The 24220-nt window shown below is 40.7% G+C and carries 26 protein-coding genes and 2 tRNA genes; 12 read left to right on the forward strand and 16 right to left on the reverse strand.

Annotated features, from left to right (window positions below; translation table 11 throughout):
• Window positions 1-80: 80 nt before the first annotated feature.
• The 3 genes from HMPREF9444_RS00105 to HMPREF9444_RS00115 all read right to left on the reverse strand — a co-directional run bounded on the left by HMPREF9444_RS00105 (window position 81) and on the right by HMPREF9444_RS00115 (window position 974).
• Window positions 81-156 (reverse strand) — tRNA-Trp (locus tag HMPREF9444_RS00105).
• Between the two features lie 67 nt (window positions 157-223).
• Entirely contained in the window at window positions 224-559 is a 336-nt protein-coding gene (locus tag HMPREF9444_RS00110) for a winged helix-turn-helix transcriptional regulator (RefSeq protein ID WP_009142253.1), read from the reverse strand.
• Window positions 560-602: 43 nt separating this feature from the next.
• On the reverse strand, window positions 603-974 hold the full coding sequence (locus tag HMPREF9444_RS00115) for a cupin domain-containing protein (protein WP_009142254.1): 372 nt from the start codon (window positions 972-974) through the stop codon (window positions 603-605).
• A gap of 332 nt (window positions 975-1306) precedes the next feature.
• On the opposite strand from HMPREF9444_RS00115, the gene pyrB reads away from it, so the two are divergent.
• From pyrB to HMPREF9444_RS00140, 6 genes are all read left to right on the forward strand, one after another.
• The gene (gene pyrB, locus HMPREF9444_RS00120) at window positions 1307-2230 is read left to right on the forward strand and encodes an aspartate carbamoyltransferase (protein WP_009142255.1); all 924 of its coding nucleotides are present in this window, start codon (window positions 1307-1309) and stop codon (window positions 2228-2230) included.
• Window position 2231: 1 nt separating this feature from the next.
• Complete coding sequence (pyrI, locus tag HMPREF9444_RS00125; RefSeq protein ID WP_009142256.1) at window positions 2232-2735, forward strand: aspartate carbamoyltransferase regulatory subunit; 504 nt, start codon at window positions 2232-2234, stop codon at window positions 2733-2735.
• A gap of 201 nt (window positions 2736-2936) precedes the next feature.
• Window positions 2937-3626 (forward strand): aspartate/glutamate racemase family protein, encoded by a 690-nt coding sequence (locus tag HMPREF9444_RS00130; RefSeq protein WP_009142257.1) that lies wholly within the window; start codon window positions 2937-2939, stop codon window positions 3624-3626.
• Between the two features lie 179 nt (window positions 3627-3805).
• Window positions 3806-4009: a hypothetical protein gene (locus HMPREF9444_RS00135; protein WP_009142258.1), complete on the forward strand. Its 204-nt coding sequence runs from the start codon at window positions 3806-3808 to the stop codon at window positions 4007-4009.
• A gap of 49 nt (window positions 4010-4058) precedes the next feature.
• Complete coding sequence (locus tag HMPREF9444_RS11375) at window positions 4059-4361, forward strand: PD-(D/E)XK nuclease family transposase (RefSeq protein ID WP_407083895.1); 303 nt, start codon at window positions 4059-4061, stop codon at window positions 4359-4361.
• Between the two features lie 87 nt (window positions 4362-4448).
• Entirely contained in the window at window positions 4449-4703 is a 255-nt protein-coding gene (locus HMPREF9444_RS00140) for a hypothetical protein (protein ID WP_040908975.1), read from the forward strand.
• A 193-nt stretch (window positions 4704-4896) separates the two neighbouring features.
• Here the strand turns inward: HMPREF9444_RS00140 and HMPREF9444_RS00145 are convergent, their stop codons facing one another.
• From HMPREF9444_RS00145 to rlmD, 4 genes are all read right to left on the reverse strand, one after another.
• A complete protein-coding gene (locus HMPREF9444_RS00145; RefSeq protein WP_009142260.1) occupies window positions 4897-5772 on the reverse strand; it encodes an aldo/keto reductase in 876 nt (291 codons plus the stop codon).
• Window positions 5773-5788: 16 nt separating this feature from the next.
• Window positions 5789-6634, reverse strand: coding sequence for a DUF3737 family protein (locus tag HMPREF9444_RS00150; protein ID WP_009142261.1), 846 nt, complete (start codon window positions 6632-6634; stop codon window positions 5789-5791).
• Between the two features lie 130 nt (window positions 6635-6764).
• Entirely contained in the window at window positions 6765-7073 is a 309-nt protein-coding gene (locus tag HMPREF9444_RS00155) for an MGMT family protein (protein ID WP_009142262.1), read from the reverse strand.
• A gap of 332 nt (window positions 7074-7405) precedes the next feature.
• A complete protein-coding gene (gene rlmD / locus HMPREF9444_RS00160; RefSeq protein WP_009142263.1) occupies window positions 7406-8740 on the reverse strand; it encodes a 23S rRNA (uracil(1939)-C(5))-methyltransferase RlmD in 1335 nt (444 codons plus the stop codon).
• Window positions 8741-8832: 92 nt separating this feature from the next.
• Here rlmD and HMPREF9444_RS00165 point away from each other — a divergent pair, with 92 nt between their 5' ends.
• Window positions 8833-9333 carry a YMGG-like glycine zipper-containing protein gene (locus HMPREF9444_RS00165; RefSeq protein ID WP_040908976.1) on the forward strand — a complete coding sequence of 167 codons (501 nt, stop codon included), beginning with the start codon at window positions 8833-8835 and terminating at the stop codon, window positions 9331-9333.
• A 118-nt stretch (window positions 9334-9451) separates the two neighbouring features.
• Here HMPREF9444_RS00165 and HMPREF9444_RS00170 read toward each other — a convergent pair.
• Window positions 9452-9528 (reverse strand) — tRNA-Ile (locus tag HMPREF9444_RS00170).
• A gap of 106 nt (window positions 9529-9634) precedes the next feature.
• Window positions 9635-11458 carry a DNA primase gene (gene dnaG / locus HMPREF9444_RS10380; protein WP_009142265.1) on the reverse strand — a complete coding sequence of 608 codons (1824 nt, stop codon included), beginning with the start codon at window positions 11456-11458 and terminating at the stop codon, window positions 9635-9637.
• 133 nt (window positions 11459-11591) lie between these two features.
• Here dnaG and HMPREF9444_RS00180 point away from each other — a divergent pair, with 133 nt between their 5' ends.
• Entirely contained in the window at window positions 11592-12452 is an 861-nt protein-coding gene (locus HMPREF9444_RS00180) for a symmetrical bis(5'-nucleosyl)-tetraphosphatase (protein WP_040908977.1), read from the forward strand.
• On the opposite strand, the gene HMPREF9444_RS00185 is transcribed toward HMPREF9444_RS00180, so the two are convergent.
• From HMPREF9444_RS00185 to rplU, 4 genes are all read right to left on the reverse strand, one after another.
• Entirely contained in the window at window positions 12416-12928 is a 513-nt protein-coding gene (locus HMPREF9444_RS00185; protein WP_009142267.1) for a dihydrofolate reductase, read from the reverse strand. The genes HMPREF9444_RS00180 and HMPREF9444_RS00185 overlap by 37 nt on opposite strands.
• 3 nt (window positions 12929-12931) lie before the next feature.
• Complete coding sequence (gene cgtA / locus HMPREF9444_RS00190; protein WP_009142268.1) at window positions 12932-14080, reverse strand: Obg family GTPase CgtA; 1149 nt, start codon at window positions 14078-14080, stop codon at window positions 12932-12934.
• 156 nt (window positions 14081-14236) lie between these two features.
• Window positions 14237-14503 carry a 50S ribosomal protein L27 gene (gene rpmA, locus HMPREF9444_RS00195; RefSeq protein WP_009142269.1) on the reverse strand — a complete coding sequence of 89 codons (267 nt, stop codon included), beginning with the start codon at window positions 14501-14503 and terminating at the stop codon, window positions 14237-14239.
• Between the two features lie 15 nt (window positions 14504-14518).
• A complete protein-coding gene (gene rplU / locus HMPREF9444_RS00200) occupies window positions 14519-14830 on the reverse strand; it encodes a 50S ribosomal protein L21 (protein WP_040908978.1) in 312 nt (103 codons plus the stop codon).
• Window positions 14831-15144: 314 nt separating this feature from the next.
• Here rplU and HMPREF9444_RS00205 point away from each other — a divergent pair, with 314 nt between their 5' ends.
• Window positions 15145-18444, forward strand: coding sequence for a mechanosensitive ion channel domain-containing protein (locus HMPREF9444_RS00205; RefSeq protein ID WP_009142271.1), 3300 nt, complete (start codon window positions 15145-15147; stop codon window positions 18442-18444).
• A gap of 83 nt (window positions 18445-18527) precedes the next feature.
• Here the strand turns inward: HMPREF9444_RS00205 and HMPREF9444_RS00210 are convergent, their stop codons facing one another.
• The gene (locus tag HMPREF9444_RS00210) at window positions 18528-18731 is read right to left on the reverse strand and encodes a 4Fe-4S binding protein (protein WP_009142272.1); all 204 of its coding nucleotides are present in this window, start codon (window positions 18729-18731) and stop codon (window positions 18528-18530) included.
• Between the two features lie 77 nt (window positions 18732-18808).
• On the opposite strand from HMPREF9444_RS00210, the gene HMPREF9444_RS00215 reads away from it, so the two are divergent.
• From HMPREF9444_RS00215 to HMPREF9444_RS00225, 3 genes are read left to right on the forward strand one after another with little or no spacing between them, the layout of a single operon-like run.
• Window positions 18809-19516 (forward strand): YggS family pyridoxal phosphate-dependent enzyme, encoded by a 708-nt coding sequence (locus HMPREF9444_RS00215; protein ID WP_040908981.1) that lies wholly within the window; start codon window positions 18809-18811, stop codon window positions 19514-19516.
• A gap of 8 nt (window positions 19517-19524) precedes the next feature.
• A complete protein-coding gene (proC, locus tag HMPREF9444_RS00220; protein ID WP_009142274.1) occupies window positions 19525-20337 on the forward strand; it encodes a pyrroline-5-carboxylate reductase in 813 nt (270 codons plus the stop codon).
• Window positions 20337-20879 (forward strand): YggT family protein, encoded by a 543-nt coding sequence (locus HMPREF9444_RS00225; RefSeq protein WP_009142275.1) that lies wholly within the window; start codon window positions 20337-20339, stop codon window positions 20877-20879. Before proC ends, HMPREF9444_RS00225 begins: the two co-directional genes overlap by 1 nt.
• A 22-nt stretch (window positions 20880-20901) precedes the next feature.
• Here HMPREF9444_RS00225 and HMPREF9444_RS00230 read toward each other — a convergent pair whose 3' ends face one another.
• Both HMPREF9444_RS00230 and parC read right to left on the reverse strand, forming a co-directional pair.
• Complete coding sequence (locus HMPREF9444_RS00230) at window positions 20902-21657, reverse strand: 1-acylglycerol-3-phosphate O-acyltransferase (protein WP_009142276.1); 756 nt, start codon at window positions 21655-21657, stop codon at window positions 20902-20904.
• A gap of 3 nt (window positions 21658-21660) precedes the next feature.
• On the reverse strand, window positions 21661-23976 hold the full coding sequence (gene parC, locus HMPREF9444_RS00235) for a DNA topoisomerase IV subunit A (protein WP_009142277.1): 2316 nt from the start codon (window positions 23974-23976) through the stop codon (window positions 21661-21663).
• Window positions 23977-24220 lie beyond the last annotated feature (244 nt).

Raw genomic sequence — 24220 nt, forward strand, 5'->3', positions numbered from 1 at the left:
AAAGATGATTTTACCTAGACTGTAAATTTAGGAAGGAGAAGCCCAGAAACAATAAAAGCATCAACTCGTGATGCTTAAATTGGCAGGAGCAGAAGGACTCGAACCCTCAACCGTCGGTTTTGGAGACCGCTGTTCTACCATTGGAACTATGCTCCTGCAGAAAGTGGCAAAATTATATGCAGAAAAAAGATAAATGTAAAGATGATTTCACGGCTTTTTTGCATTAATCGTTTAAAACATTGTCTTTTTTATACTTTTCTCCCCACTGAGCCATAGCTTTTAAAATCGGATCCATGCTTCTGCCTAATGCCGTTAATTCATACTCGACATGGGGAACTTTACCTTCAAAGACAGTACGCGACACTATGCCGTCTGTCTCAAGTTCACGTAAAGATTGCGCGAGCATCTTATGACTAACGCCTACAAGCGAGCGTTTTAATTCATTAAAACGACATACCTTTGCCGTCAAATCGCGCAGAATCAGCAGTTTCCATTTACTGCCGATTAAACTTACGGTAACAGCAACAGGGCATGCCGGCAACTCATTTTTACGTACCATCAGACTTTTACTTTTACAAATTAACTAAAGTTTTTTACTTTAGTTAAAATACCGCTTTTTCCTCAGCGATAACAGCATCTGTCAAAGTAAATTGTGACAAAGAATTTTCTTTTGCCTGAATGCAGATATAGCTGATGCCGTCAGGACCTGCCTTAATGCAGCGCTTGACCTGCGGTTTTACTTTAAGAGCAGACCCTTCTTTTAAGTCAAAAAGCTGACCGTCGGCATAAAATTTACCGGTGCCTTTTAATATCAGGTAAAACTCCTCATTTTCTTTATGGGAATGTACAAAGGGAATTTCTACATCTTTAGGTAAATTGTTGTAAGACACCTCAGCGCCTGTTAAAGACAAAAGCTCATGAAATTCGGTACGAGCAGCATTTAAGTCGGCGTTAATAAGTTTAATGTTTTCCATTTTTGCTCTCCTTTAAAAATTTTGCTTAATCATATAAAAAGCAAAATTTTTAACAAGTACGCACTTTTTGGTAACCGTCTTACACTTGATAGTTTGAACACTTTCGTAAAGGGCACACAAAAATTTTTCAAAGTCTAAAACAAAAAGTATTTACAAAACAAACAAATAAAAAATCAACAAAAATATTTTTTACTTTTTACGAATAAAAACGGCTTACAGATCTGTATAATAAAGTTTTCAGGAGCAGCGCAAAAGCGTGCGTTTTCCTGAAAAGCGTGCCTCTATGCGTCCCGTTCCGACTGTCACACAGTTTACTTAAAGGGACACTATCAATGACAAATCCCCTCTTTCAAAAAGATATCATTTCCATTTCGGAATTTACCCGCGATCATTTTGAATTAGTTTTAGACACCGCCCAAAAATTAAAAGATAATCCCCGTGATGATCTTTTAAAAGGAAGACTTATCGGCGTTACCTTCTTTGAAGGATCTACCCGTACCCGTCTTTCTTTTGAAACTGCCATTAATCGTTTAGGCGGACGCGTTATCGGCTTTGCCGACGCATCCAACACTTCGCTTGGCAAAAAAGGCGAGACCCTTACAGACTCAATCCGCATCATCACCTCATACGTTGATGCTCTGGTCATGCGCCATCATATGGAAGGCGCCGCTCGTTTGGCCGCCGACATTTCACCGGTTCCGGTCATTAACGCAGGAGACGGAGCCAACCAGCATCCGTCACAGACATTGCTTGATCTCTTTACCATTAAAGAGACTCAAGGTCATTTGGATGAAATTAAAATAGCTTTCGTCGGTGATTTAAAATACGGACGCACCGTACATTCGCTTGCCGAGGCTCTCTCCCTTTACAATGCACGTATCTATTTAGTATCCCCCGAATCACTTGCCATGCCCAAATATATTCTCGATCATTTGGATCGCGCCGGCATCAAGTACTCAGTACACAGAACCATTGAAGAAGTCATCCCTGAAGTTGACATCCTTTATATGACTCGTGTGCAGAAAGAGCGTTTTGACGAAACTGAATATCAGCATCTGCGTTCTAAATTCATATTAAACTCTTCAATGCTTACCGAAGCCAAATCCAACATGAAGATCCTGCATCCGTTGCCGCGTATCGACGAAATCACCTTGGATGTCGATAAGTCAAGCCACGCCTACTACTTCCAACAAGCAGCAAACGGAGTTTATGCCCGTCAGGCTCTCTTGTCCTTGGTTTTAAATAAGGAGATCTAACATGAGTGAAGCAACTAAGACCGCTGATGTCTCCAAAGGCAAATTAATGGTCGAGGCTATCGCCAACGGTACCGTAATCGATCATATCGCCCCGGGTCAGGCAATGAATATCCTGCGTTTGTTCAACTTCCTTGGCAAACACAATCATATTACCGTCGGATTTAATTTAAGATCAGGCGAGCTCGGCAGCAAAGACATCATCAAGATTGCCGATGTTACTTTCTCCCCAAGCGAAACCGAGCAGCTGGCTATTTTGGCTCCTAACGCAACCATTAACAATATCAAAGACTACAAAGTCATTGATAAATACAATCTGCGCTTGCCGCTTGAGTCCGTCGGAGCATTCTCCTGCCCTAACAGCAATTGCGTAACCCATATGGAAAAAGCCGCAACCCCGCGCTTTAAGATTTTCAAGCAAGGAGATCAGGTAATGATGCGTTGCCATTATTGCGAGCGTGTCTTTACCCGTGAAGTTATTCTTGAAAACAATAACCTCCAGGCTTAATCACAAATCTTCATTTAAATCGGTCCGCTCGGACCGATTTTTTTCATCCTCAGAAAACCCCAAAAACTAAAACCTTTCATTCCTCAAAATATTCACTTGGTCATCTGAACCAAAAATAAGCAATAATCTTTTTACCCTACGATATAGAACAATAAGGGCTAAAATTCTTATCGAAGATAATGCATAATCAGAGGAAACGATATGAAAACTGTAGGATTATTAGGCGGCATGAGCTGGGAAAGTACAGTAACCTACTATCAAATCATTAATGAAACGGTAAAGGAAAAGCTTGGCGGTCTGCACTCGGCAAAAATATTAATGTACAGCGTCGATTTTGCTGAAATTGAAAAGCTTCAGGCAAGCGGTAATTGGGAACAAAGTGCCCAGATCTTAGCCGATGCAGCATGCCGTCTTGAAAAAGCCGGAGCCGATTTCATTGCTATCTGCACTAACACCATGCACAAAGTAGCACCGCAAATTCAATCGTGCATAACTATTCCGATTTTACATATTGCCGACGCAACCGCTGATGAACTTATTAAAGCCAATATCAAAACTGTAGCTTTACTTGGCACCAAGTACACAATGACTCAGGATTTTTACAAGAGCCGAATCAATGACAAAAATATCAAAGTACTTATTCCTGAGGAGAAAGATATTGAAATAGTAAACCACGTTATTTACGATGAACTTTGCCGCGGTATCATCTCTGAAAAATCACGCCAAGAATATGTACGAATAATATCCTCTTTACAGCAAAAAGGAGCGCAGGGAGTAATTCTCGGCTGCACAGAAATCGGACTTTTAATCTCGCAAAAGGACTTACCGATTCCGGTATTTGACACTACATTAATTCATGCAAGAAAATCAGCTTTGCTATTGCTTAATTAAGCCCGGATTTTCAAATATCTTTTTACGCCCCCAAATGAGGGCGTATTTCTAGACACAAATCTATTTTATTGATTTAAAAGCGTAATTTTTAAAAACACTACAAAAGTGAAACAAACCAGCCAAGTCTCCTCTTTTTCTTAAGGCACAATTACTCCTCTTTTTTATTTTAGAGGTACTTTATGTCATTTAAATTCGTTTCCCCTTTAGTTTCCCTTAAGCGCACCAACGATGTTTTTTCTAAGCACATTCTTTCAAGAAAAGAGCATAAAGCCTTTCTTATCGATTTATTAAATGCCGTTATCTTCGATAAGGGCCGTCATCCTGAGGACGAGAAAATTTTGGATGTATTTTTAGAAGACAGGGTTCTTTCCCCCGCGTCATGACGAAGATAAAATCGGTATTCTTGATATTAGAGCCAGAACAAGAAAGCGTATCTGCACCATTGAAATTCAGCAGTACGTCGAAAAAGACATCGGAGCCCGCGCTTATTACTATGCAGCCAAAGTCTTAGGCAGTGAAATTACCCGCGGCATTACTTACCATAAACTTACACCCGTTATCATAATTAATTTCCTAACCCACAATCACTTAAGTACCAAAAACTATCACTCATGCTATCATTTCAATGAAGATGACGAGCATTCACGCCTTAGTGACATCGTAACTTTTCATTTTGTGGAATTTCCCATAATGCAAAAGAAAGAGCACGGTGTAATGACGAGGCTTGAAAAGTAGGTAACCTACTTAGGAGCCAAAGCTCCTGCAGGTAAAGTTATAATACCTGAGGATGACATCTTTAAAGAGCTTGCGGAGGTGGAGAAAGTGTTTAGCAAAGATAAAGAAGAAATGCTGCGCTATGAGGCCGCCGAGCGCTATGAAATGGATTATGTCTCGCATATGAGCACTGCCGAGCTTAAAGGCGAAGAAAGAGGTATTAAAAAAGGTCTTGAAAAGGGCCGCAAAGCCCAAGCACTTGAAACGGCAAAGACATTGCTGAAAATGAATTTGTCTGTAGATAAAATTGCTGAAGCAACGGGACTTAAGACAGAAGAAATTTTACAGTTAAACATATCTTAAACTCATAATAATAGGGGAGACAGGAAATAACATTTTGCGCCTTGTATTTCCCTTTAATCCGTGCCTGAGGATCCACCGCACACAGATCTCCTTTTGGGTTTTAGCTGCTGAGCTTTTTTGATAAAACCTAGACTCCGCCTTGCTCCATGCGGAGTCAAGAATAATTTTTTATTTAAATTCAAAATCGCAACAACTACAAACTTGTCAGCACCGGATTTTTTAAATAATCATAAACGCGACGAATTTCGTTTAGATTGCGCGTATCAAGCATTGACGGACAATTCTTATCTAGAGTTTTAATTTTCGCCATATCTTGAGCATCAAGCGCAAAATCAAAGACATTAAAATTTTCCATCATTCGCTTTTCATGCACCGTCTTCGGGATCACAACAATCCCTTGCTCAATATTCCAGCGCAAAATCACCTGTGCCGGAGTTTTTCCGTATTTTTGAGCTATATCTTTGAGCACCGGCTCATCAAACATTCCCTTAAGGCCTTCAGCAAAGGGAGCCCAAGCCTCAGGCTGAATGTTAAACTGTTGCATTAAATCCAAATCTTCCCGGCGCTGATAATGCGGATGGTGCTCAATCTGATTTACCTGCGGGATAACCGTAACGTTATTACACAGATCAAGAAGTCTGTCTGGTAAAAAATTACATACACCGATAGCTTTTACTCTTCCTTCTTTATACAAAGATTCAAGAGCACGGTAAGAACCGTAATAATCGCCAAAAGGCATATGAATCAGATACAAATCAAGATAGTCAATTGAAAGACGCGACAAAGACTCATCAAAAGCCTTAAGCGTTTTGTCATAACCCATTTCTTGGATGAAAGCTTTAGTCGTAACAAACAAGTCCTTACGCTCAACGCCTAATTCATTTTGAGCTCGACTAATAGCGCGGCCTACCGCCTCTTCATTTTTATATGAACTTGCCGTATCGATTAAGCGATAACCGCTTTTAATTGCGTTTACAACGACATCTTCACATTCATTTTCCGGAATTTGAAAAACGCCAAAACCGATTAACGGCATTTCAATGCCGTTATTTAATTTAACGCTCTGCATAAAACTCCAAAATCTTTTAATCCACTACTTTACCTGCAACCTCAATACGCGCTTTTACCTTCGGGTCGTCGCGAATTATTTCTTTAACAGCAGGAACTCTGATTATGCCCGAAGAGGGGTTTTTGATACTTAAAACTTCAGTCGTAATATCGGCTTCCACTTCAGATTTTTCAAAACTCAAATCGGTCTCAAGCATTCTGCAGTTAATCAGTCTTAAATTTTCACAGTAACAAAGCGGCTGCGTACCGATAATTGTGCAATTTTCAAAAGTAACGTTTTTTGAATACCAGGCAAGATATTCGCCTTTTACAAGGCTGCCGCGAACCAAAACATGCTCGGCATGCCAAAAAGCATCTTTGGTATCAAAGCGGCAGTTATCAAAAACCGCATCTTTTATATATTGAAAAGAATATTTTCCTGAAAACTCAACTTCTTTAAATTCAATATGTTCAGAACGCATCATGAAATACTCACTTTGCGCTTTACTCTTTTCCATCCTAATATTAGTAACCGACCAGCCGAACTCAGGAGAAATGATGTCAGATCCCGTAATTTCTACATTACGGCACTCTCTTAAAGCTTTAATACCGTGGAGCTTAGAATTTTGAATTCTAATATGATCTGAATACCATAGTGCCGCACGACACTTATCCGTCATCTCAGATGAGGAAATATTAAGACCGTGCACATGCCAGCAAGGATAACGTAAATTAAAGAAAATATTTTGAGCATCAATATCAGAACATTCTTTTAAAGCACTTTCACCGTCAGCAGGTCCGTCAAAAGCGCAATTTTTAAGAACGATATCGTGGCTTCCATACAGCGCTCTTTCATTATCAAAAGTCTTATTTTCGATGATCATTTAGTGTCCCGTTTGTTGTCTGTTTTTAACATTTCCATTAATTATAAAACCGTAAAAATTTAGCACAAATATTTTGTACGTATACGTTGTTATGCTTTCAAAGAATAATCAGAAGAAAAAAATACGACAATCATACTTTCCACAGGCATTTGTCTAAATCTACTTTTCCGTCGGATTTAAAAACTACGCCTTCTTGTTCAAGCAAGCTTCTTTGCTCGCTCCACATAGGCGCTGTCCTGCCTTGATGATTGACAACCCGATGACACGGATAACGTCCGTAATACTCGACTTTACTTAAAACAAAGCCTACAAGCCGTGCGTTGCGATCGCGTCCTATAAGTTTTGCTATCTGCCCATATGTTGCAACCTTTCCCTCAGGAATTTCCTCGACAACAGACAAAATTTCATATATAAGAGTTTGCGTAAGTACTTTAGACATGGCTGTAATTCTTAGCTGGAATAATTACAAATTTTAATATGTATCAGTTCTTGAAAAAAGAAACGAAATGGCACAAAACAGGTCACCTACCCATTCGGCATTAATTGATAGAAGAATTATTTACAGCCATAAATTTAAATATTTAGATTTTACGACTCCTCTTTTTTCAAAATATATCAATTGAATAAGCAACAATAATATTGCGTATTAATTTCTCAGATGAGGATGAAAAACCCAAAATTTACTGTTTTTCATCCTTAATTTTGTTTTGAAATGAATTTTTACCTAAAATCAAATATTATCTATTTAAATCTATATATATCTATATATGTCTATTTTTTCGCCAATAAAACCAAAGTCTCAACATGCGTAGAGTGCGGAAACATATCCACACCTTGTATCTGATGAATTTTCCATCCGCCCTTTAAAAGAATCGGTAAATCACGCTTTAAAGCAGTAAGAGAACAAAAAATAAGAGCAAGCTTTACCTCGCCTTTAAAGCGATTTAATGCCCGACAATTGGCCTCCCCAAGACCTGCTCTTGCCGGATCGGCAATCACCGCTTTTACGTTCTCATTTATAAGTGACGATAAGACCTTTTTTAAATCAGATGCTATAAAACTTACATTGTCATATTTATTAAGTTGAGCGTTTTCTTTTGCTGCGGCAACAGCTTCTTCCACAATTTCAACCCCTATTACTTTTTTAAAGTGCGCAGCTAAAAGCAAAGACATTGTTCCTACTCCGCAGCATAAATCAAGCGCCAAAGCATCTTTATTCTCCCCGCACCACGCAACCGCTTTTTTATAAAGCTCAAGAGTTGCATATGGATTAACCTGCAAAAAAGCATGAGGCCTTACATTAAATAAATGTCCGCAAAGCTCCGCCTGCATATATTCCTTACCGAAAAGAACTATCGATCTATCTCCTAATATACGGTTGCCTTTTGCATCATTTACAAGATAATTTAATGAATTTATTTGATGCTTTTGAGCAAGTTTAATAAGCGATTTTTGTAAATCTTCAGATAAAAGATCCGTCGTACAGATGAGGGCCAACCTTTGAGGCTTACCGTCACGCAGCATTACATTACGAATTAAACCGTTATGGGTGATTTCATCATAAGCCTTAAGAGAAAAAGAATTAAAAAGAGCTGTAATATCTTGTAAAAAAGCACTAAACCATTCAGGTTCAAGAGCACATTTATCTACTTCAATAAGATCGTGAGAACGCTTTTTATAAAATCCTGCTTTTATTTTTCCGTCTGCATTTTTAAAGTAGCGAATTGTCTTGTAACGGCAGATTTGCGGACGATTTTCATCTGCAAAATCTTCAGGATCCGCAGTTATATTACAACTTATAAGCGCCGCTTTAATCTGCTCTTTTTTATATTGATGCTGCGCTTTTAATGACCAATGCTGCAGCTGACATCCGCCGCACTCTTTAAAATACGGACAAAAAGGTTCCCGTCTATCCTCACTTTGAGTTAAAAAGCTCACTACTTTACCCGGACACCTTTTTGATCCTGCAGCAAAAGGATCCCCGATCACAGCATTTACTTTTTCACCAGGAAGAGCATTATCTAAAAAGATTTCTTTTCCCTCAGTAAACGCTAAGCCTTCACCTTTATCATTAATAGAACTTACTGTCAGAATTTTTGTGTCCATAGGGCAATGAAAACTCTTGATAATTAATATTATTTTACGCTCATTTATCTCAAATCAAATTAAAATGATTTTATATGATTTGGAGAAATTTTATGCATAAAAAAACTTTTATCAGTTTTGCAGGCCCCGTTCTTTTAGCTTCTGCCGTATTTATGGCAGGCTGCACCACCCCTACCGGTACCGTCGGTAAAATGAGCTATTTCACTGAGGGAGTCATCACGGATATAGAAGTAATTGATGTTCAAAAGAATAATATAGAAACCGGAACCAACACGGGGCTTGGAGCTGCAGCAGGCGCCATTGCCGGACAGGCCATCGGAAGAGATTCTAAAGGAACGTTAATCGGAGCCGGAATCGGTGCCGCAATAGGTTTTCTTGGTTCTAAATTTGCCGAAAGCGGTGACGGAATGCGCTTAACCGTAAATACTGATAACGGCCTTGTATTAATTGATCAGCCTTATTCATGCTTATTTAAGATTAATTCAAAAGTTCGCATGATTAATAATAACGGCTCTTATCAGCTGCAAGTTTTTGACGGTACTCGTTATCGTACTGCAGTCGCTCAAAGCAAGAGTGAGTGTCCGCTTGAATAAGCTCTTTCAATTATAATCATAGTTAAAACGGCGTATATGAAAATGCGCCGTTTTGCTTTTGCAAAACGAAACTTCTTATAAGAGATGCAGAAAAGAAGGGGAAAAGATATCTCTAAGGTGGTGGCCCTTCCCAGGCTCGAACTGGGGACCCAACGATTATGAGTCGTTTGCTCTAACCAACTGAGCTAAAGGGCCACTTGATAAGTGTCGCTATTATACATGCAAAACTCTATTTGGTGAAGAGAAATAAGGAAAATAGCACATATCCATAACCTTAAGCAAACAAAAATAGCGCATTAAGCTAGCTTATCCCGTGTTTTGTCAGCATACGATTTAATAAAGACATAGCCTCCATTTCCTCTTTTGTGATGCTGTCTCCGCGAAGCCGCAGCCGCTCAATTTCCTGTTTAAGCGGCATCCCCAGCGTTTCTTTTATGAGTTTTGAAAATAAGTCAGCCCTGACTTCCGGAGAAAACTCGGAGCCGTCGGCTTTTTTAGGAATAAATTCTGCTTCAATTAAATTTCTTACATATTTCTCTCGCACACTGCCGCGAACGGTCTCAATAAAACCTGCAGGAGTTATATCGGGCTTTTCTTTAATCAAATTCAAAAAAAGACTTAAATCGACATTTCCTTTGATAGCAGCGTCCTTACACAGGTGCTGCAATTTATCAAGGTTAAATCGTTCATACACGGTTGAAACTAAAGTCGGCTGCTGTAAAATAAAGGCGATAAGTCTGCGCATCGGTGTTGTCAATAGATTTACGGTACCTTCTTTTTTCATAGAACCCGCTTCTTTTTCCCACTCCTTTTCGTCACGAGAATTTAGCTTTACTGACTTTAGCATTTCATATAGAAGATCTTCTTCAAGTCCTGCTTTCCTAGCAAGTTCCGACACACAAACTGCCTGCAGCGTCATTTCAGGAATTCTGCGAATAAAATACAAAACCTCATTTAAAAACGGCGATTTCTGTCCCGGATCGCTTAAATCGTATTTATCGCTTATATGCTTAATTAAAAATTCAGGATAAGACACCGACGCGTCTAAAGTTCGGGTAAAAGCCGACAAGCCTTCTGCGCGCACTAAAGAATCAGGATCGTGCTCTGGAGGTAAAAATGCAAAACGGATTTCCCTATCCGCTTTTAAAACTGCAGTCGCAGTTTCAAGAGCATGCCAGGCAGCATTACGTCCGGCAAAATCACCGTCATAACAGCAAACCACCTGTTTGGTGTACCGAAACATCAATTCCATCTGTTCTTTTGTAGTTGCCGTACCCAATGATGCCACCGCAAAAGAACAGCCGAATTGACGCAAGGCAATGACATCCATATATCCTTCAACAATCACGATGCGGGCAGGACGATTGCGATTTGCCTGGAGAGTCTCATAAAGACCGAACAATTCATGACGCTTTCTGAAAATGGGGCTTTCTGCCGTATTCAAATATTTAGGCTTGGCATCTCCTAAGGTTCTTCCGCCGAAACTAATAACCCGGCCTCGTCCGTCGATTATAGGGATCATCACCCGGCCGCGAAACATCGCATAAGAGCGATCTCCTTTGTCTACGACCATGCCAAGCTCAATCAGCTTTTTATACTCATCAGTATTTTTTGCAATATTATGAATATAATCCCAACTATCCGGAGCATATCCCAAACGCGCTTTAATTATCGTGTCTTCACTTAATTCGCGTTTTTTTATAAAGTAATCTTTGCCTTCAGGAGATGAACTCAGGCATTTGACAAAATATGAAGCGCATCTGTCCATAAGCTCATAGTAAAGCTTATACGTATCCGCTTTTTCAAAACCGCCGCTGCCTTGTTCGTATTCAACATTAAGACCTGCAAACTGTGCCACTTCCTCAACAGCTTCAACGAAGCTTAAATTTTTAAACTTCATGACGAAATCTATGGCATTGCCGTGCTCTTTACAGCCGAAACAATAAAACATCTGCTTTGACGGCGTTACCACGAACGAAGGAGTCTTCTCATGATGAAACGGACAGCAGCAGGTGTAATTATTACTGCTTTGACGCTTTAAAGTAACGTATTGGCCAATGAAAGCTTCAATATTTACAGCAGGGATCAATCGATCACGGATAAAATTAACGGCAATTCGCGGCATACACAACTCAAATACGGAACCTTAATCCCCAAAAGAGGAAATCAAGATCAATATTATGATTAAAATCTACTACTTGGTTTGAGTATCAAAAAGATGTGCTAACATTTTAACAAATATAGCACGAGGTTTTTTAATGGCAACATACTGCATCGGAGATGTCCATGGCTGCTACAACGAGTTCATGGCATTGCTTGAAGAAATAAAATTTGACGAAGCAAAAGACGAACTTCTTCTTACCGGAGACTTAATCGGTCGCGGTCCTTTCCCTGTGGAAACCATGAAAGCCGTCATGAGCATGAAAAACACGGTTTCCGTGCTCGGCAATCACGATTTGAATTTTTTAGCAGTAGCCGAAGGTATAGTTACTCCGCGTCCGAAAGACAACCTGCAGGTCATTTTAGACTCTCCTCTTTGTGCCGATATCGTGAAATACTTTATTAATTCACCGCTTTTATTTATCCATAAAACCAAGCTGTTATGCGTAGCCCATGCCGGTATTTATCCGTTATGGGAATTAACTTTCGCCAAAAAGGCAGCTAAAGAAACCTGTAAGGTTATACGTGACGATTTAAGACGCAAAATTTTACTTGCAAATATGTACTGTGATGAACCCAACATTTACAATGAAAACTTATCAGGGTTAAAGTTGTGGCGCTTTACATTAAACTCTTTTACCAGAATGCGGCTTATGTACCGTACCGGAGCACTTGATTTTAAAAATAACGCTATAAGCCCCGAACTTGTAAAAAATGACGGTCTTTATCCATGGTTTGATTTAGGCAACCCGATGCAGCGTAAAAAGAAACAGTACACTTTGGTTTTCGGGCATTGGGCAGCTCTTGGTGCAAAATGTCAAAGACCTTTTGTAAAAGCCCTTGACACAGGCTGTGTATGGGGCGATAGGCTAAGCTGCTGGTGTTTTGACACGGACAAAACCTATCGCATAAAAAGTCTTGGCTACACAGAGCCTAAAGTCCAGGTTTCGAAAGTATAGGCAAAACCGCATTCATCGGAGAAATGATCTTCTGATGAAGATTTTTTAAAAGGAAGATTCTGCCAATCCGGAAAATAAGTATCACCGTCAAAGCTTCGGTGAATACGCGTCAAATGCAGAACTTTAGCCTTTGGCAATGCTTCTTTATAAAGGCGCTCTCCGCCTATTACAATAAGACGGTCACAAGGAAATCCTTCTTTAGGCGCCTTTTCTACGAGACGACATGCTTCATCAAGAGAAGAAACGACCTCAACGCCTTTGTCCCGTAAAGATAAATCCCTGCTTATTACAATATTGCGTCTTTTAGGCAAGGGGCGTCCGATACTTTCGAATGTTCTTCTGCCCATTACAATATTGGAATTTAAAGTAACGGCTTTAAAATGTTTTAAATCCTCACTTAAATGCCAAGGGATCTCTTTATTTATGCCGATAACGAAATTATCGGCAAGCGCTACGATAAGCTCAAGCGATATCATCGGTCAGTTCCTATAAATAAATTCCGGACCTTCATCTTCAAAATCATTGTCGCCCTCTTCAAGCACGACTTTCTTCTCAGGCTCGGTCCATACAAATTCTTCTGAAGTTACCGCCTTTTCCGGACTCTGCCGCTCTTCTTCCTTGACCTTATCAACAAGATCCTGAACTTTGTGCAGCAAAGAATTAAGATTTTCATTCTTTAAAGCCGAAATAATGAAAGTTTCTTCAGGCTTAACTTCAAGGGCGTCAACCACCCGAGATAAAATTTCTTGAGCTTCTTCCTCAGAAACGAGATCTGCTTTATTCAAAACCAAATAACGCGGCTTATCAAAAAGATCGTGAGCGTATTGTTTTAGCTCCTGTTCAATAATCTGAGCATTACGAGCAGGATCAGAGCCGTCAACCGGCATAGCATCGACTAAATGCAACAGCACGCGGCAGCGTTCCAAATGCCGTAAAAAACGATGACCGAGTCCGGCACCTTCCGATGCTCCTTCAATAAGACCTGGGACATCGGCAATAACAAAACTTTCGCCGTTTCCGGTCTTAACAACTCCAAGATTAGGAACTAAAGTAGTAAAAGGGTAATCTGCAACTTTAGGACGAGCTGCCGACACTGCACGGATAAAAGTTGACTTGCCGGCATTAGGCAAACCGAGCAAACCGACATCCGCAACCAAAAGCAGTTCCAGATCTAAAATTCTTCTTTCTCCCGGCGTACCGTTAGTCTTTTGGCGCGGCGCACGATTGGTCGGGCTCTTAAAATGGGTATTGCCGTAACCGTGGCGTCCGCCGCGAGCCACGCACAAGACTTCGTTTTCTTTACGCAAATCACCTAAAACTTCTGCAGTCTCAGCATCAGTAATACGAGTGCCGACCGGAACCTTCAGATAAATGTCTTGACCGCGAGCTCCGGTACAATCGGAACTCATACCGTTTTGTCCGCGTTCTGCCTTATAAAACTTAGTGAAGCGATAATCGACTAAAGTATTAAGATTTGAGTCGGTTACAACATATACATTACCGCCGTCGCCGCCGTCACCGCCGTCCGGACCGCCGCGCGGTACATATTTTTCACGACGAAAGCTGACGCATCCGTTTCCGCCGTCTCCCGCTTCCACACGAATCGTGGCTTCATCAACAAACTTCATTTAAAGTCCCTCTTCGCTTTTAAGGCAAATCTTAATTCCTAAACACTAAGGCAATTAACAGTATAGACAAAAATTTTAAGGCAGGAATTACAATGAAAATGATATTCGGATATGAAAAAGCCCCGCAATTGCGAGGCTCTTTGATCCGCGGATCGCTTAGGCTACTTCAGCCTCGACAATCTGAACGAACTTACGGTTCTTAGGACCGCGGGTAACGAACTCGACTTTGCCGTCTTTCTTGGCGAACAAAGTGTCATCACGGCCGATACCTACGTTAGTACCCGGATGGAAATGAGTGCCGCGCTGACGAACGATGATGCTGCCTGCGCTGACTACTTCACCGGCATAACGCTTTACGCCGAGACGCTGACCTTGAGAATCGCGACCGTTACGAACGGAACCGCCGGCTTTTTTATGTGCCATTTTTCCCTAACTCCTTTACTCGGAAATACCGGTAATTTCTAAATCGGTGTACCACTGACGATGACCAGTGACTTTCTGGTGGTGCTTACGACGACGGAATTTAACAATCTTAATCTTCTCACCGCCGTGAACGCCCAATACCTTGGCAGAAACCTTTGCGCCTTCGAGGTAAGGAGCGCCAACTTTAATATTGGTGCCGTCAGAAATCAAAAGGACTTTGTCCAAATCAATAGTGCTTCCAGCTTCGGCATCGAGGAGTTCGACGCTAAGCACGTCGCCCTCGGAGACCTTGTGCTGCTTGCCGCCGCAAAAAATAACCGCGTACATGGCTCAAACTCCGAAAAATTTGCAGGAGTTGTGCTCCCGCAGTTTACAAAATCAATGCAAAATAAACCCGTTATGGGATAGTGGGCCAGTATTTTACAGATAAAAACAGCAATATGCAAGCTTTTATGCATCCTATTGCTTTTTTTCCTGAAAGAAAACTGAATCTAATTTTTCTGCATAGTAAAAAAACAAGATAAAAATCAAGAAAATTCAATTTTTACCTTTTTAATTCGCGCAATCTTATCACTAAAAAAAGACTTAGATGAAAAATGTCTATAATAAAAGAGATTTATTTTTAATTTCACAGATTCAAAATGTTCAATTCATCATTACTTAAAAATATTTTTTTATTTGCCTTCTTTACAATTGTTTTGGCCCTAAATCCTACAGTGCAAGCTGCTGATTTATCATTTTCTGTAATCAACAAACAAATAGAGGCAGTTAATTCCGACGCCAATCTTAGCGATGAAGAAAAAAGCACTAAGCTTTCAGAACTTAACAACGCTGCGGATCTGCTGAAAAAGGAAGCAACCCTTAATAAAGAGATAGAAGATTTTGACCTTATTCAAAAAAATTCCGACAAAATTCTTTCCGCTCTTGAATACGAATTTAACCGGGCTAATTCTGACTACGGCCGCGGAGCACCCGAAATTACCGCTAAAAACACCGATGAGCTGAACTTGCTTATCAATGATCTTACTTTAAAGCAAAGAGAGGCACAAAGCGATCTGTCAAGTGCCAATTCCGATTTTAATAATCTGCAAACGCTGCCCAGCAAGGCTCAAACCGTTATTTCAGAAAACGCTCTAACCTTACAAAATCTTACTGATAAGCTTAATAATCCCGAATCACCGCTTTCATCTTTTGATTTATCCGTAATTGAAAAACATATCGAAATATTAAATAAGGAAAATGATTTTTTACAAAAAAAGACCTTATTTTTAACAAAGCTTCAGGATATGGCGACCTATAAAATACGCACCGCCACGATAAAGAACCAATATTACCAAGAGTATCTAAGAAAAGCTCAGGTATTGCAGAATCAGCTTTTAACTGAAAATATATCAAATACAGATATTAATGATAATGTCATAAGCGATAGCCCTGCGCTTAATAAAGAGATTGAAATCAACCACCAGCTTTTAGGCTATATTGACAAACAACTGCAGCAGAACGTGCAAATAAATCGGGAGCTGCACGATGTCGAAGCAGCTCTTGAAACCGTCAAACAGATAAAATCAGATATTGATGAGCAAATTAACCGCATTGACGGTAACCTCATTCTTTCAAGATTGTTAAACCGCCAGCTTGAGGAAATTCCGAATATTGAATTATCTTTAAATTTAGACGAGCTTCTGCCTAATTTTAATTTATGGCTTTACGATCTGAGAAATTATCGTGATTCTCTTTTCGATACCGCAGGTTACGTCAATGCAATGACGAAAAAAGATCCTGATTTATCTCCTGTAAAACAAGATCTGGAAAAACTCATCAAGCAGCGCAAAGATTTATACGATAAGCTTTATCAATCCATGACCGAAGCATCAACCTCGGCTATGAGTCTGAAAATTAAATATTCCGAATTTACCTCTTTAAAAACCGATATTCTTTCAACCATAAATGAACATTTATTCTGGTTAAAAAGCAACTATCCTCTAAGCTCTGACTACTTCACCAGCTTTATCCCGATGGCTAAAGCCCAGCTTACCAATTTTAATTCTTCTTTAATGTTCACGCTTGATAACAAAGCGCGTACTGCACCTCTTCTTATCTTTTTAATTCCGCTTACCGTGATTGCCCTTATTGTCAATTCATTAAAAGAGACAATACTGCGCATAGACAATAAAGCCGCATTAAAACTCGATAAGCAAAGTGATAATTTTTACGTAACCCCGTTATCAGTATTATGCCAATTACTTTTGGTGATTCCTCAAACCGTAGCCCTTACATGGATAGGGGCTCTTATTGTTTTAGTTACTATTGATTCACCGCTCAATCAGGTTCATGCCTGTGCCATGATTTTGTGGCACTCGTTCCTTTTCACATTCTTTATTAAAGTATTAAATCTAAACTCTCTTGCCCAGCGTCATTTTTCACTGCCGCCTGACAAAGCAAAACAGTACCATGCCGTTTTAAAACGAATCTTTACGGGAATGTTTCCGATTCTGGTCATCACCAATATCCGCGAAATAGAGCCCGACAAAACCACAGGAGATATATTAGGCTACACTTTAGTACTGATTGCCAGCTTCTATATCGTAATAAAAGTAGCTCAATTTATTAAAAACACCTTTGAACAAAAAGATTTCTCTCTTTTTGACTATATAAAAAGCATCGTTTTAATCGCAGGTCCGCTTGTTCTCTTCGGAATGATCGCTTTAGGATATTATTACACTGCAACTAAGCTTATAAACCGTATCATGTTTTCTTTCTATATATGCTGCGGATATGTGCTTGTAAGCAATATTGTTCGCCGTACTTTGCTTGTGGCTGAGGCTAAGCTTTTAGCTAAAACCAAAGCTATCGCCTTGCAAAAAGAATCGGAAAGAATCAAAGCTCCAGGTTTTGCCGTTATTGACAACTCAAAGAAGGGGAAGGAAAAAATCGAGCAGCTGCGTTTTGAATTTATCAACAACAAAGCTTTTAAACTTATCAATATTATCCTCTTATGCATTACCGCAGCATTTTTGTATCAGCTGTGGAAAGACTTAACCAGTGCCTTGGGCTATCTAAATACCGTAACTTTATGGTCAAATTCCGTGACAATAAACGGAGAAATAAAAGATCTGCCGGTTTTAACCCTTGCCAACATCTTCTCAGCAGCAATTATTATCTTAATTACGATTGTCCTGTATCGTAATCTGCCGCCGATTCTGGAACGAATTTTCAGATTGAGAGTAGCCTCTGCCCATCAAAGTACCAGCTATACGGCTAAGATTTTAACTTCCTACATCATTACCGCACTGGGTATAATTTGTACGGCAGGAGCCTTAGGACTTAGCTGGGATAAACTGCAATGGCTCGTTGCCGCTTTATCGGTAGGTCTTGGCTTTGGACTCCAGGAAATTTTCGCCAACTTCGTATCAGGTATTATCATTTTGTTTGAAAGACAAATACGCGTAGGCGATATCATCACCATCAATAATCTATCAGGAACCGTAAGCAAAATCCGTATTCGTGCAACCACAGTCGTATCTTTTGATAATAAAGAAGTCGTGATCCCCAACCGTGAATTCATTACCACCGAACTTACCAACTGGTCTTTATCCAATACTATAACGATGATCGAATTCAGCGTCGGCATTGATTACAGTGCCGATCCGGTTAAAGCAAAGAAGATTTTAGAGCACATTGTCTTACGCTGCCCTTACTTATCACGTGAAAAACCGTATAAGATTTATGTAAACAGCATGGACGCAAGTGCCATCACTCTTAAAGTTGAAGTATTCGTAGAAAAAATCGGAGATCGTAAAAATACCGTCGATTACCTCAACGTCAATACCTTAAAGCGCTTTAACGAAGCTAACATCAATATTCCGTTCAACCGCCTTGACGTTACGATTCTTAATCAAACTACCGGCAATGCCATAAGATTGGCAGATAAAAACAGCTAAAAAAACAATCCCTGCAGACTATGTCAATTGCCTACAGGGATTTTCCAAAGCTTTTTACTTAAGCCTCAAACACAAGGCTTGGACTAAATCTTCAGACTGTCAATTTCCTCTTGGGAAGCTTCAAAGATTGATCCGAACTCACATACATCAAGACAAGCCCCGCAATCTGCACATAAATCGGTATCAATAACACAGCGACCGTTTTCATCCTCGGAAATAGCATCGCACGGGCAAGCATCCTTGCACTCACCGCATCCGGTGCAAACTTCAGGATCGATAAAGAACATACTCCTACCTCTTCTTTAACGAATCAAAATGCTCGTATAATACTGCAACAACCCAGAAAATGAGTCAACTTTCTAAAATGCTAGAGAATATCACGTCTAATTTAAAAAAGGTGCATGATGAGATTAATTCTTGTCTGCAAAGAGCAGAAAGATCTCAAAATGACCTTACTTTACTTTGCGTCAGCAAAACCAAACCGATTTCTCAAATTATTGAGGCATATAACGCCGGCGAAAGGCACTTTGGCGAATCTTATATTTCCGAAGCCAAAGATAAAATCCCGCAAATCAAAGAAATGGGATATAAAGATATCGTATGGCACTTTATCGGACCGATTCAGTCCAATAAAACCAAACACATTGCAGAGCTTTTTGACATAGTAGAAAGCGTCGATCGCTTGAAAGTCGCTCAGCGTTTAAGCGATCAGAGACCTAAAAACCTGCCGCCTTTAAAAGTCCTCATTCAAGTAAATATCAGTAATGAAGAGCAAAAATCCGGTTGTTCATATGCCGATCTTGATGTGCTTATAAACGAAGTTCAAAATCTGCCGCAACTTGAATTATGCGGACTTATGGGTGTTGCAGAAGACACAGCCGATAAGGAAATTATTGATAAAAGCTTTGTCAAACTCCACGAAACATTTAATTCACTTAAGCAAAAACTTCCCCATTTTGATATCCTTTCAATCGGTATGACCCATGATATGGATTTGGCAATAAAGGAAGGCTCTACCGAAATAAGGATCGGAACCGCTATTTTCGGAGCCCGTAATTACGGTAAATTATAGGAAAAGACATGAGCAAAATTGCATTCATCGGCGGCGGCAATATGTCATCCTGCATCTTTGACGGAATAAAAAGAGCCCATAAAGATGCTGATGATATTTATGTAAGCGGCCCGCATCTTGAAAAGCTTGCTAAGTTTGCCGATAAAAAAGCAAAAATTACTACCTCAAACGTAGAAGCGGCAAAAGAAAGCGATATTATTTTCTTAGGCGTAAAGCCGCAAATGCTTACTTCGGTTCTTCAAGAACTTAAAGATAACGGCATCGATTTTTCAGCAAAAATCTTGGTATCGATGGCAGCAGGTTTTAAGATCGCAAGTATCAGACGCCTGACCGCTGCCCCTTATATCGTAAGAATAATGCCCAGTACCCCTGCTAAAATCGGCTTAGGCATCACCGGCATTTATTTTGAAAACGGGATTGACGATAAAAATAAAAAATTAATCTCCTCTTTATTAGAACCTCTCGGCATGCTCTGCCGGCTTAATTCTGAAGAAGGAATAAACGCTATCGGTGCTTTGGCAGGATCTGCTCCTGCTTTCTTATACCGCTTCTTTGAAGCAGTTGAACATGAGTGCATTCGATACGGATTTAGTCAAAGCGATGCAAGAAAAATCGTTGAACAATTAGGTTTAGGCACATCCTCCATGGTTATTCATAATCACGAGACTCCTATAAGCGCTCTGCGTGAAGCCGTAACCTCAAAGGGCGGTACCACTTATGAAGGATTGCAGCAAATGACTGCTTTTAAATTCGAAGAGATGATAGAAGAAGTCTTTAAAGCCTGCATGAAAAAGACCCATTTATTTGAGGAAATGTTTTAATGAGTACTTTTTCTTTAATTTTATTAGTAGTTCAAGCTTTTACCATGCTCTTTTTGCTGCGCTTTCTGCTGCAGTCATCTAGTGCCGATTACTATCATCCGCTTACGCAATCAGTGTTAAAGCTCACTAACCCCATATGCAATATCGACTTTATCCGTCGTCTGCATATTAAAAATTTCTTTGTAGGCGGTATTGTCGTCGCATTTGTGCTTGACTTGGTTTTCTGGGTCGGTCTGTGCCTTATTACCAACATTCTGCCGATTAAAATAGGACTTTTAATGTCGGTTCTTACCTGCGTTAAGTGCTTTGGCTATCTTATGCTCATGATTTTAATCGTGCAGGCATTATGCTCATGGCTGCCGAGTACCCGTTCTATAAGCTATCTCATGTACCAAATGTCAGCACCTTTGGTTGCTCCGGTACAAAAATTAATCCCGCCTATCGGAGTTATAGATATCTCCCTGATGATTGTCGTTTTGGTGATCTTTGCTTTAGACTCATTCTTAGGCAGTATCTTCGCTCCTTTCTGGTACATCATTTAACAATACAAAAACACCGCATTTCTTAACGTCCTGGAGGCATTTTATAGCCTTCAGGTCTTCTTACCGTCTTATCAAGTTCATGCATGGCTTTTATCATCTCATCCTGCAGAGCCTTAGTATCACTTACCAGGCTTTGACGATTTAAGGACGAACCTTCAATTATCGGCAGCAACTTTATCTTGATTTCACCGTTATCCCATCGTCCCAAATCAATTTGACCGGCATAAGTAGAGGTTACGAAGGGAATAATCGGCACTTTAGCAAGCAGCGCCGTATGCAGAGCCCCAGATTTAAACTTACCGACAGGACCGTAGCCTGAACGAGTACCTTCAGGAAACATCCAAATCGATAAACCGTTTTTAATCTTTTTCACAATCTTTAAAAAAGTATCTCCGGCCTTAGCGCGATGTTCTCTATCCAAAAGCACGTTTCCCGACAAGAAAAACAATATTCCGAAAATCGGAGTATAAAGAAGGCTCTTTTTCCCGACGCAAACCAACCCCGGCTGCGGTAAGTCCGCCATGGTCACGATATCCCAATTGCTTTGATGCAAACCGACGAATATCGCCGGCATCTTGGAACGTACCGTTTTAACGTCAAAATCCAAGATGACTTTAACCCCTATAACTCCTTGCGCCAAACGCAGCATCTGCGTCAAAGCATAGACATTTTTACGGTTAAACGGTCTAAACAGACAAACGCATAAGCCGAGCACCAGCCAAATTAACGCCATCACAAATAAAATCAGGACGCGTATGGCTATTAACGGGTATCTCATTTTTTACTCCAAAGAAAATTCCAATATCGCCGGATCTTCTTCACTGCTGTTTGTTTTTGCCTTTACCACCTCAATGCAATCGACTTTCTGGAAGCCGCGAGGCAGCGTGTCTCCGCGTTTCGTGCGTACCGACAGCCTTTCTGTTATTTCAGAGGCAGACAAATTAAGGATCCTCTTACCGCAGTGAATGATAATGGAAGATCCTTCCGGCAGCACAGCTACAGCTGCCACGCCGTCAATGCCCATATCAAGCTTGGCTCCTGCTATTGATATAAGTTTATTGCCTTTGCCGCGGGGCAGTACCGGCAAATCCTCAGCCTTATAAATTAAAAGCTTACCCTGACGGCTTGCCACTGCCAAAAGATCGCTTGACTTATCGCTTAACTTAATAGGAGCAAACAGCTTGGCATCCGCATCGAGCGAAACTAAAGCTCGTCCGCCTTTAAGTCTTGTCAGGATATCTTCGTATTTACAGATAAAGCCGTATGCCTTATCGCTTGCAAGCAAGAAATAATCATTACTTTGACCGATGATTACATACTCAGCAAACTCGCCTTGCTGCAAGTTTACCTTTGAGGACAAAGGCTCCCCTTGACCTCGAGCTGACGGCAGCTCGCGGATATCGACACTATACGCCCTGCCTAAATTAGTAATGAACACGGCCTGCTGGTTGCTTCTTCCGGAGGCCTTATCCTTAAAACCGTCACCGGCCCTATACGTCATATGCTCGGCATCGGCGTTATATTCACTTGCCTGACGTACCCACCCCATCTTAGACAAAATTACGGTTACGGGAGTACTCGGCATCAAATCATCTTCAGAAAAAGCCACAGCCTCAGATCGCTCCACTACCGGGCAGCGTCTCTCATCGCCGTAAAGTTTTACATCAGCTAAAATTTCTTTTTTAATAAAAGTCTTAAGGCGGGCCTGACTGCCTAAAAGAGACTCAAGTTTCTTTTTCTCCGCTAAAAGCTTTTCCTGCTCTTCCTTTATCTTCATTTCCTCAAGACGGGCAAGCTGGCGCAGCTTGGTCTCAAGGATATACTCCACCTGTGCTTCAGTAAGATTAAAGCGTTCAATAAGTTTTGCTTTAGGATTTTCTTCTTCACGAATGATTCTTATAACCTCATCGAGATTTAAGAAAACCACAAGCAATCCTTCAAGCAAATGCAGTCTTCTTTCAACGTTATCAAGACGTTTTGACAAACGTTTTGTCACCGTTTGCTGACGGAAAACCAGCCACTCGCTTAAAATCTGCTTTAAATTCTTGACCTGCGGCTTGCCGTCAAGTCCCAGGATATTAAGATTAACGCGATAAGTAGATTCCAAATCCGTCACGGCAAACAGATGATTCATCAGCTCATCACAATCAATTCGATTGGAACGGGGAACAATTATCAAACGGCAGGGATTGTTATGATCGGAGGCATTGATTAAATCAGATACCATCGGCAGCTTTTTCTTTGCCATCAAATCGGCAATCTGCTTCTCAACCTGACCGCCGGACACCTGGAAAGGCAGCGCACTTACCACAATGCCTTCCTTCTCTACTTTATAAACTGCGCGTTGACGAACTATACCTTTGCCAGTTTCGTACATCTTAAGCAAATCAGACTTAGGCGTAATAATTTCAGCGCCGCAAGGGTAATCAGGCCCCTGAACGAACTGCATTAAGTCGTTAACACTTGCCTCAGGATTTTCCAGCAGGTAAACAGCAGCATTGGCCACCTCGGTTAAATTATGCGGAGGAATATCGGTAGCCATACCGACAGCAATCCCCGTAGTTCCGTTTAAAAGAATATTGGGCAAACGGGCAGGTAATGCTTTGGGCTCTTCAGCCGTACCGTCAAAATTTGGAATAAAATCAACGCAGCCGGTGTTTAAATCCTGTAAAAGGATGTCGGAGTAAATCGATAAGCGCGACTCGGTATAGCGCATTGCCGCAAAAGACTTGGGATCCTCGACATCACCCCAATTTCCTTGTCCGTCAACTAAAGGATAGCGATAAGAAAAAGGCTGGGCCATCAATACCATAGCCTCATAGCAGGCGCTGTCGCCGTGAGGGTGGTACTTGCCTAACACTTCACCTACGGTACGAGCAGACTTTACGTGTTTTGCCTTCGGTCCGATTCCGAGCTTGGCCATTGCGTAAATGATTCTGCGCTGCACGGGCTTCATGCCGTCACTTACGGACGGCAGCGCGCGATCGCGGATCACGTTCATTGAGTAATTTAAATAAGCATTCTCGGCAAATCGTTCAAGCGGCATCTGCTCGATGCCTTCTAAACTTAATTTATTTTTATCTGTAGTTTCCGACATATTAAGGCAGGATCTTTAAATCAATTCTTCAACATTTCTAAAAAGTTAATCATACCACAGTGTTTTTCTCTCTGCGGTACCGACGAAGGATCAGAATATCAGGATTGACATCCTCACCGGCCTAAAGGCTGATGATTCCTACTGCTGATATGAGTGACCCTCTGTCAAGGGGGTATTGGGAAGATTTTTTAGCGTTCCTTGGGGGCATTGCACGGGGCTTGACCACTCTGATATTCGAGGGTTG

The sequence above is a fragment of the Succinatimonas hippei YIT 12066 genome (assembly GCF_000188195.1).
Taxonomy (GTDB): domain Bacteria; phylum Pseudomonadota; class Gammaproteobacteria; order Enterobacterales; family Succinivibrionaceae; genus Succinatimonas; species Succinatimonas hippei.

Bases quoted from the DNA above. Each gene is read 5' to 3' on its own strand.
- rplU (WP_040908978.1), bottom strand. From the start codon at position 14,830: ATGTACGCGGTTATTTTTTGCGGCGGCAAGCAGCACAAGGTCTCCGAG.
- HMPREF9444_RS00150 (WP_009142261.1), bottom strand. From the start codon at position 6,634: ATGATCATCGAAAATAAGACTTTTGATAATGAAAGAGCGCTGTATGGA.
- HMPREF9444_RS00210 (WP_009142272.1), bottom strand. From the start codon at position 18,731: ATGTTCTTTATCGATCCTGAAGTTTGCACCGGATGCGGTGAGTGCAAG.
- proC (WP_009142274.1), top strand. From the start codon at position 19,525: ATGAGCAAAATTGCATTCATCGGCGGCGGCAATATGTCATCCTGCATC.
- HMPREF9444_RS00135 (WP_009142258.1), top strand. From the start codon at position 3,806: ATGTCATTTAAATTCGTTTCCCCTTTAGTTTCCCTTAAGCGCACCAAC.
- HMPREF9444_RS00165 (WP_040908976.1), top strand. From the start codon at position 8,833: ATGCATAAAAAAACTTTTATCAGTTTTGCAGGCCCCGTTCTTTTAGCT.
- pyrI (WP_009142256.1), top strand. From the start codon at position 2,232: ATGAGTGAAGCAACTAAGACCGCTGATGTCTCCAAAGGCAAATTAATG.
- rpmA (WP_009142269.1), bottom strand. From the start codon at position 14,503: ATGGCACATAAAAAAGCCGGCGGTTCCGTTCGTAACGGTCGCGATTCT.
- parC (WP_009142277.1), bottom strand. From the start codon at position 23,976: ATGTCGGAAACTACAGATAAAAATAAATTAAGTTTAGAAGGCATCGAG.
- rlmD (WP_009142263.1), bottom strand. From the start codon at position 8,740: ATGGACACAAAAATTCTGACAGTAAGTTCTATTAATGATAAAGGTGAA.
- HMPREF9444_RS00215 (WP_040908981.1), top strand. From the start codon at position 18,809: ATGCTAGAGAATATCACGTCTAATTTAAAAAAGGTGCATGATGAGATT.
- HMPREF9444_RS00115 (WP_009142254.1), bottom strand. From the start codon at position 974: ATGGAAAACATTAAACTTATTAACGCCGACTTAAATGCTGCTCGTACC.
- HMPREF9444_RS00130 (WP_009142257.1), top strand. From the start codon at position 2,937: ATGAAAACTGTAGGATTATTAGGCGGCATGAGCTGGGAAAGTACAGTA.
- HMPREF9444_RS00185 (WP_009142267.1), bottom strand. From the start codon at position 12,928: ATGATATCGCTTGAGCTTATCGTAGCGCTTGCCGATAATTTCGTTATC.
- HMPREF9444_RS00110 (WP_009142253.1), bottom strand. From the start codon at position 559: ATGGTACGTAAAAATGAGTTGCCGGCATGCCCTGTTGCTGTTACCGTA.
- HMPREF9444_RS00225 (WP_009142275.1), top strand. From the start codon at position 20,337: ATGAGTACTTTTTCTTTAATTTTATTAGTAGTTCAAGCTTTTACCATG.
- HMPREF9444_RS00180 (WP_040908977.1), top strand. From the start codon at position 11,592: ATGGCAACATACTGCATCGGAGATGTCCATGGCTGCTACAACGAGTTC.
- dnaG (WP_009142265.1), bottom strand. From the start codon at position 11,458: ATGCCGCGAATTGCCGTTAATTTTATCCGTGATCGATTGATCCCTGCT.
- HMPREF9444_RS00205 (WP_009142271.1), top strand. From the start codon at position 15,145: ATGTTCAATTCATCATTACTTAAAAATATTTTTTTATTTGCCTTCTTT.
- HMPREF9444_RS00230 (WP_009142276.1), bottom strand. From the start codon at position 21,657: ATGAGATACCCGTTAATAGCCATACGCGTCCTGATTTTATTTGTGATG.
- pyrB (WP_009142255.1), top strand. From the start codon at position 1,307: ATGACAAATCCCCTCTTTCAAAAAGATATCATTTCCATTTCGGAATTT.
- HMPREF9444_RS00155 (WP_009142262.1), bottom strand. From the start codon at position 7,073: ATGTCTAAAGTACTTACGCAAACTCTTATATATGAAATTTTGTCTGTT.
- cgtA (WP_009142268.1), bottom strand. From the start codon at position 14,080: ATGAAGTTTGTTGATGAAGCCACGATTCGTGTGGAAGCGGGAGACGGC.
- HMPREF9444_RS00145 (WP_009142260.1), bottom strand. From the start codon at position 5,772: ATGCAGAGCGTTAAATTAAATAACGGCATTGAAATGCCGTTAATCGGT.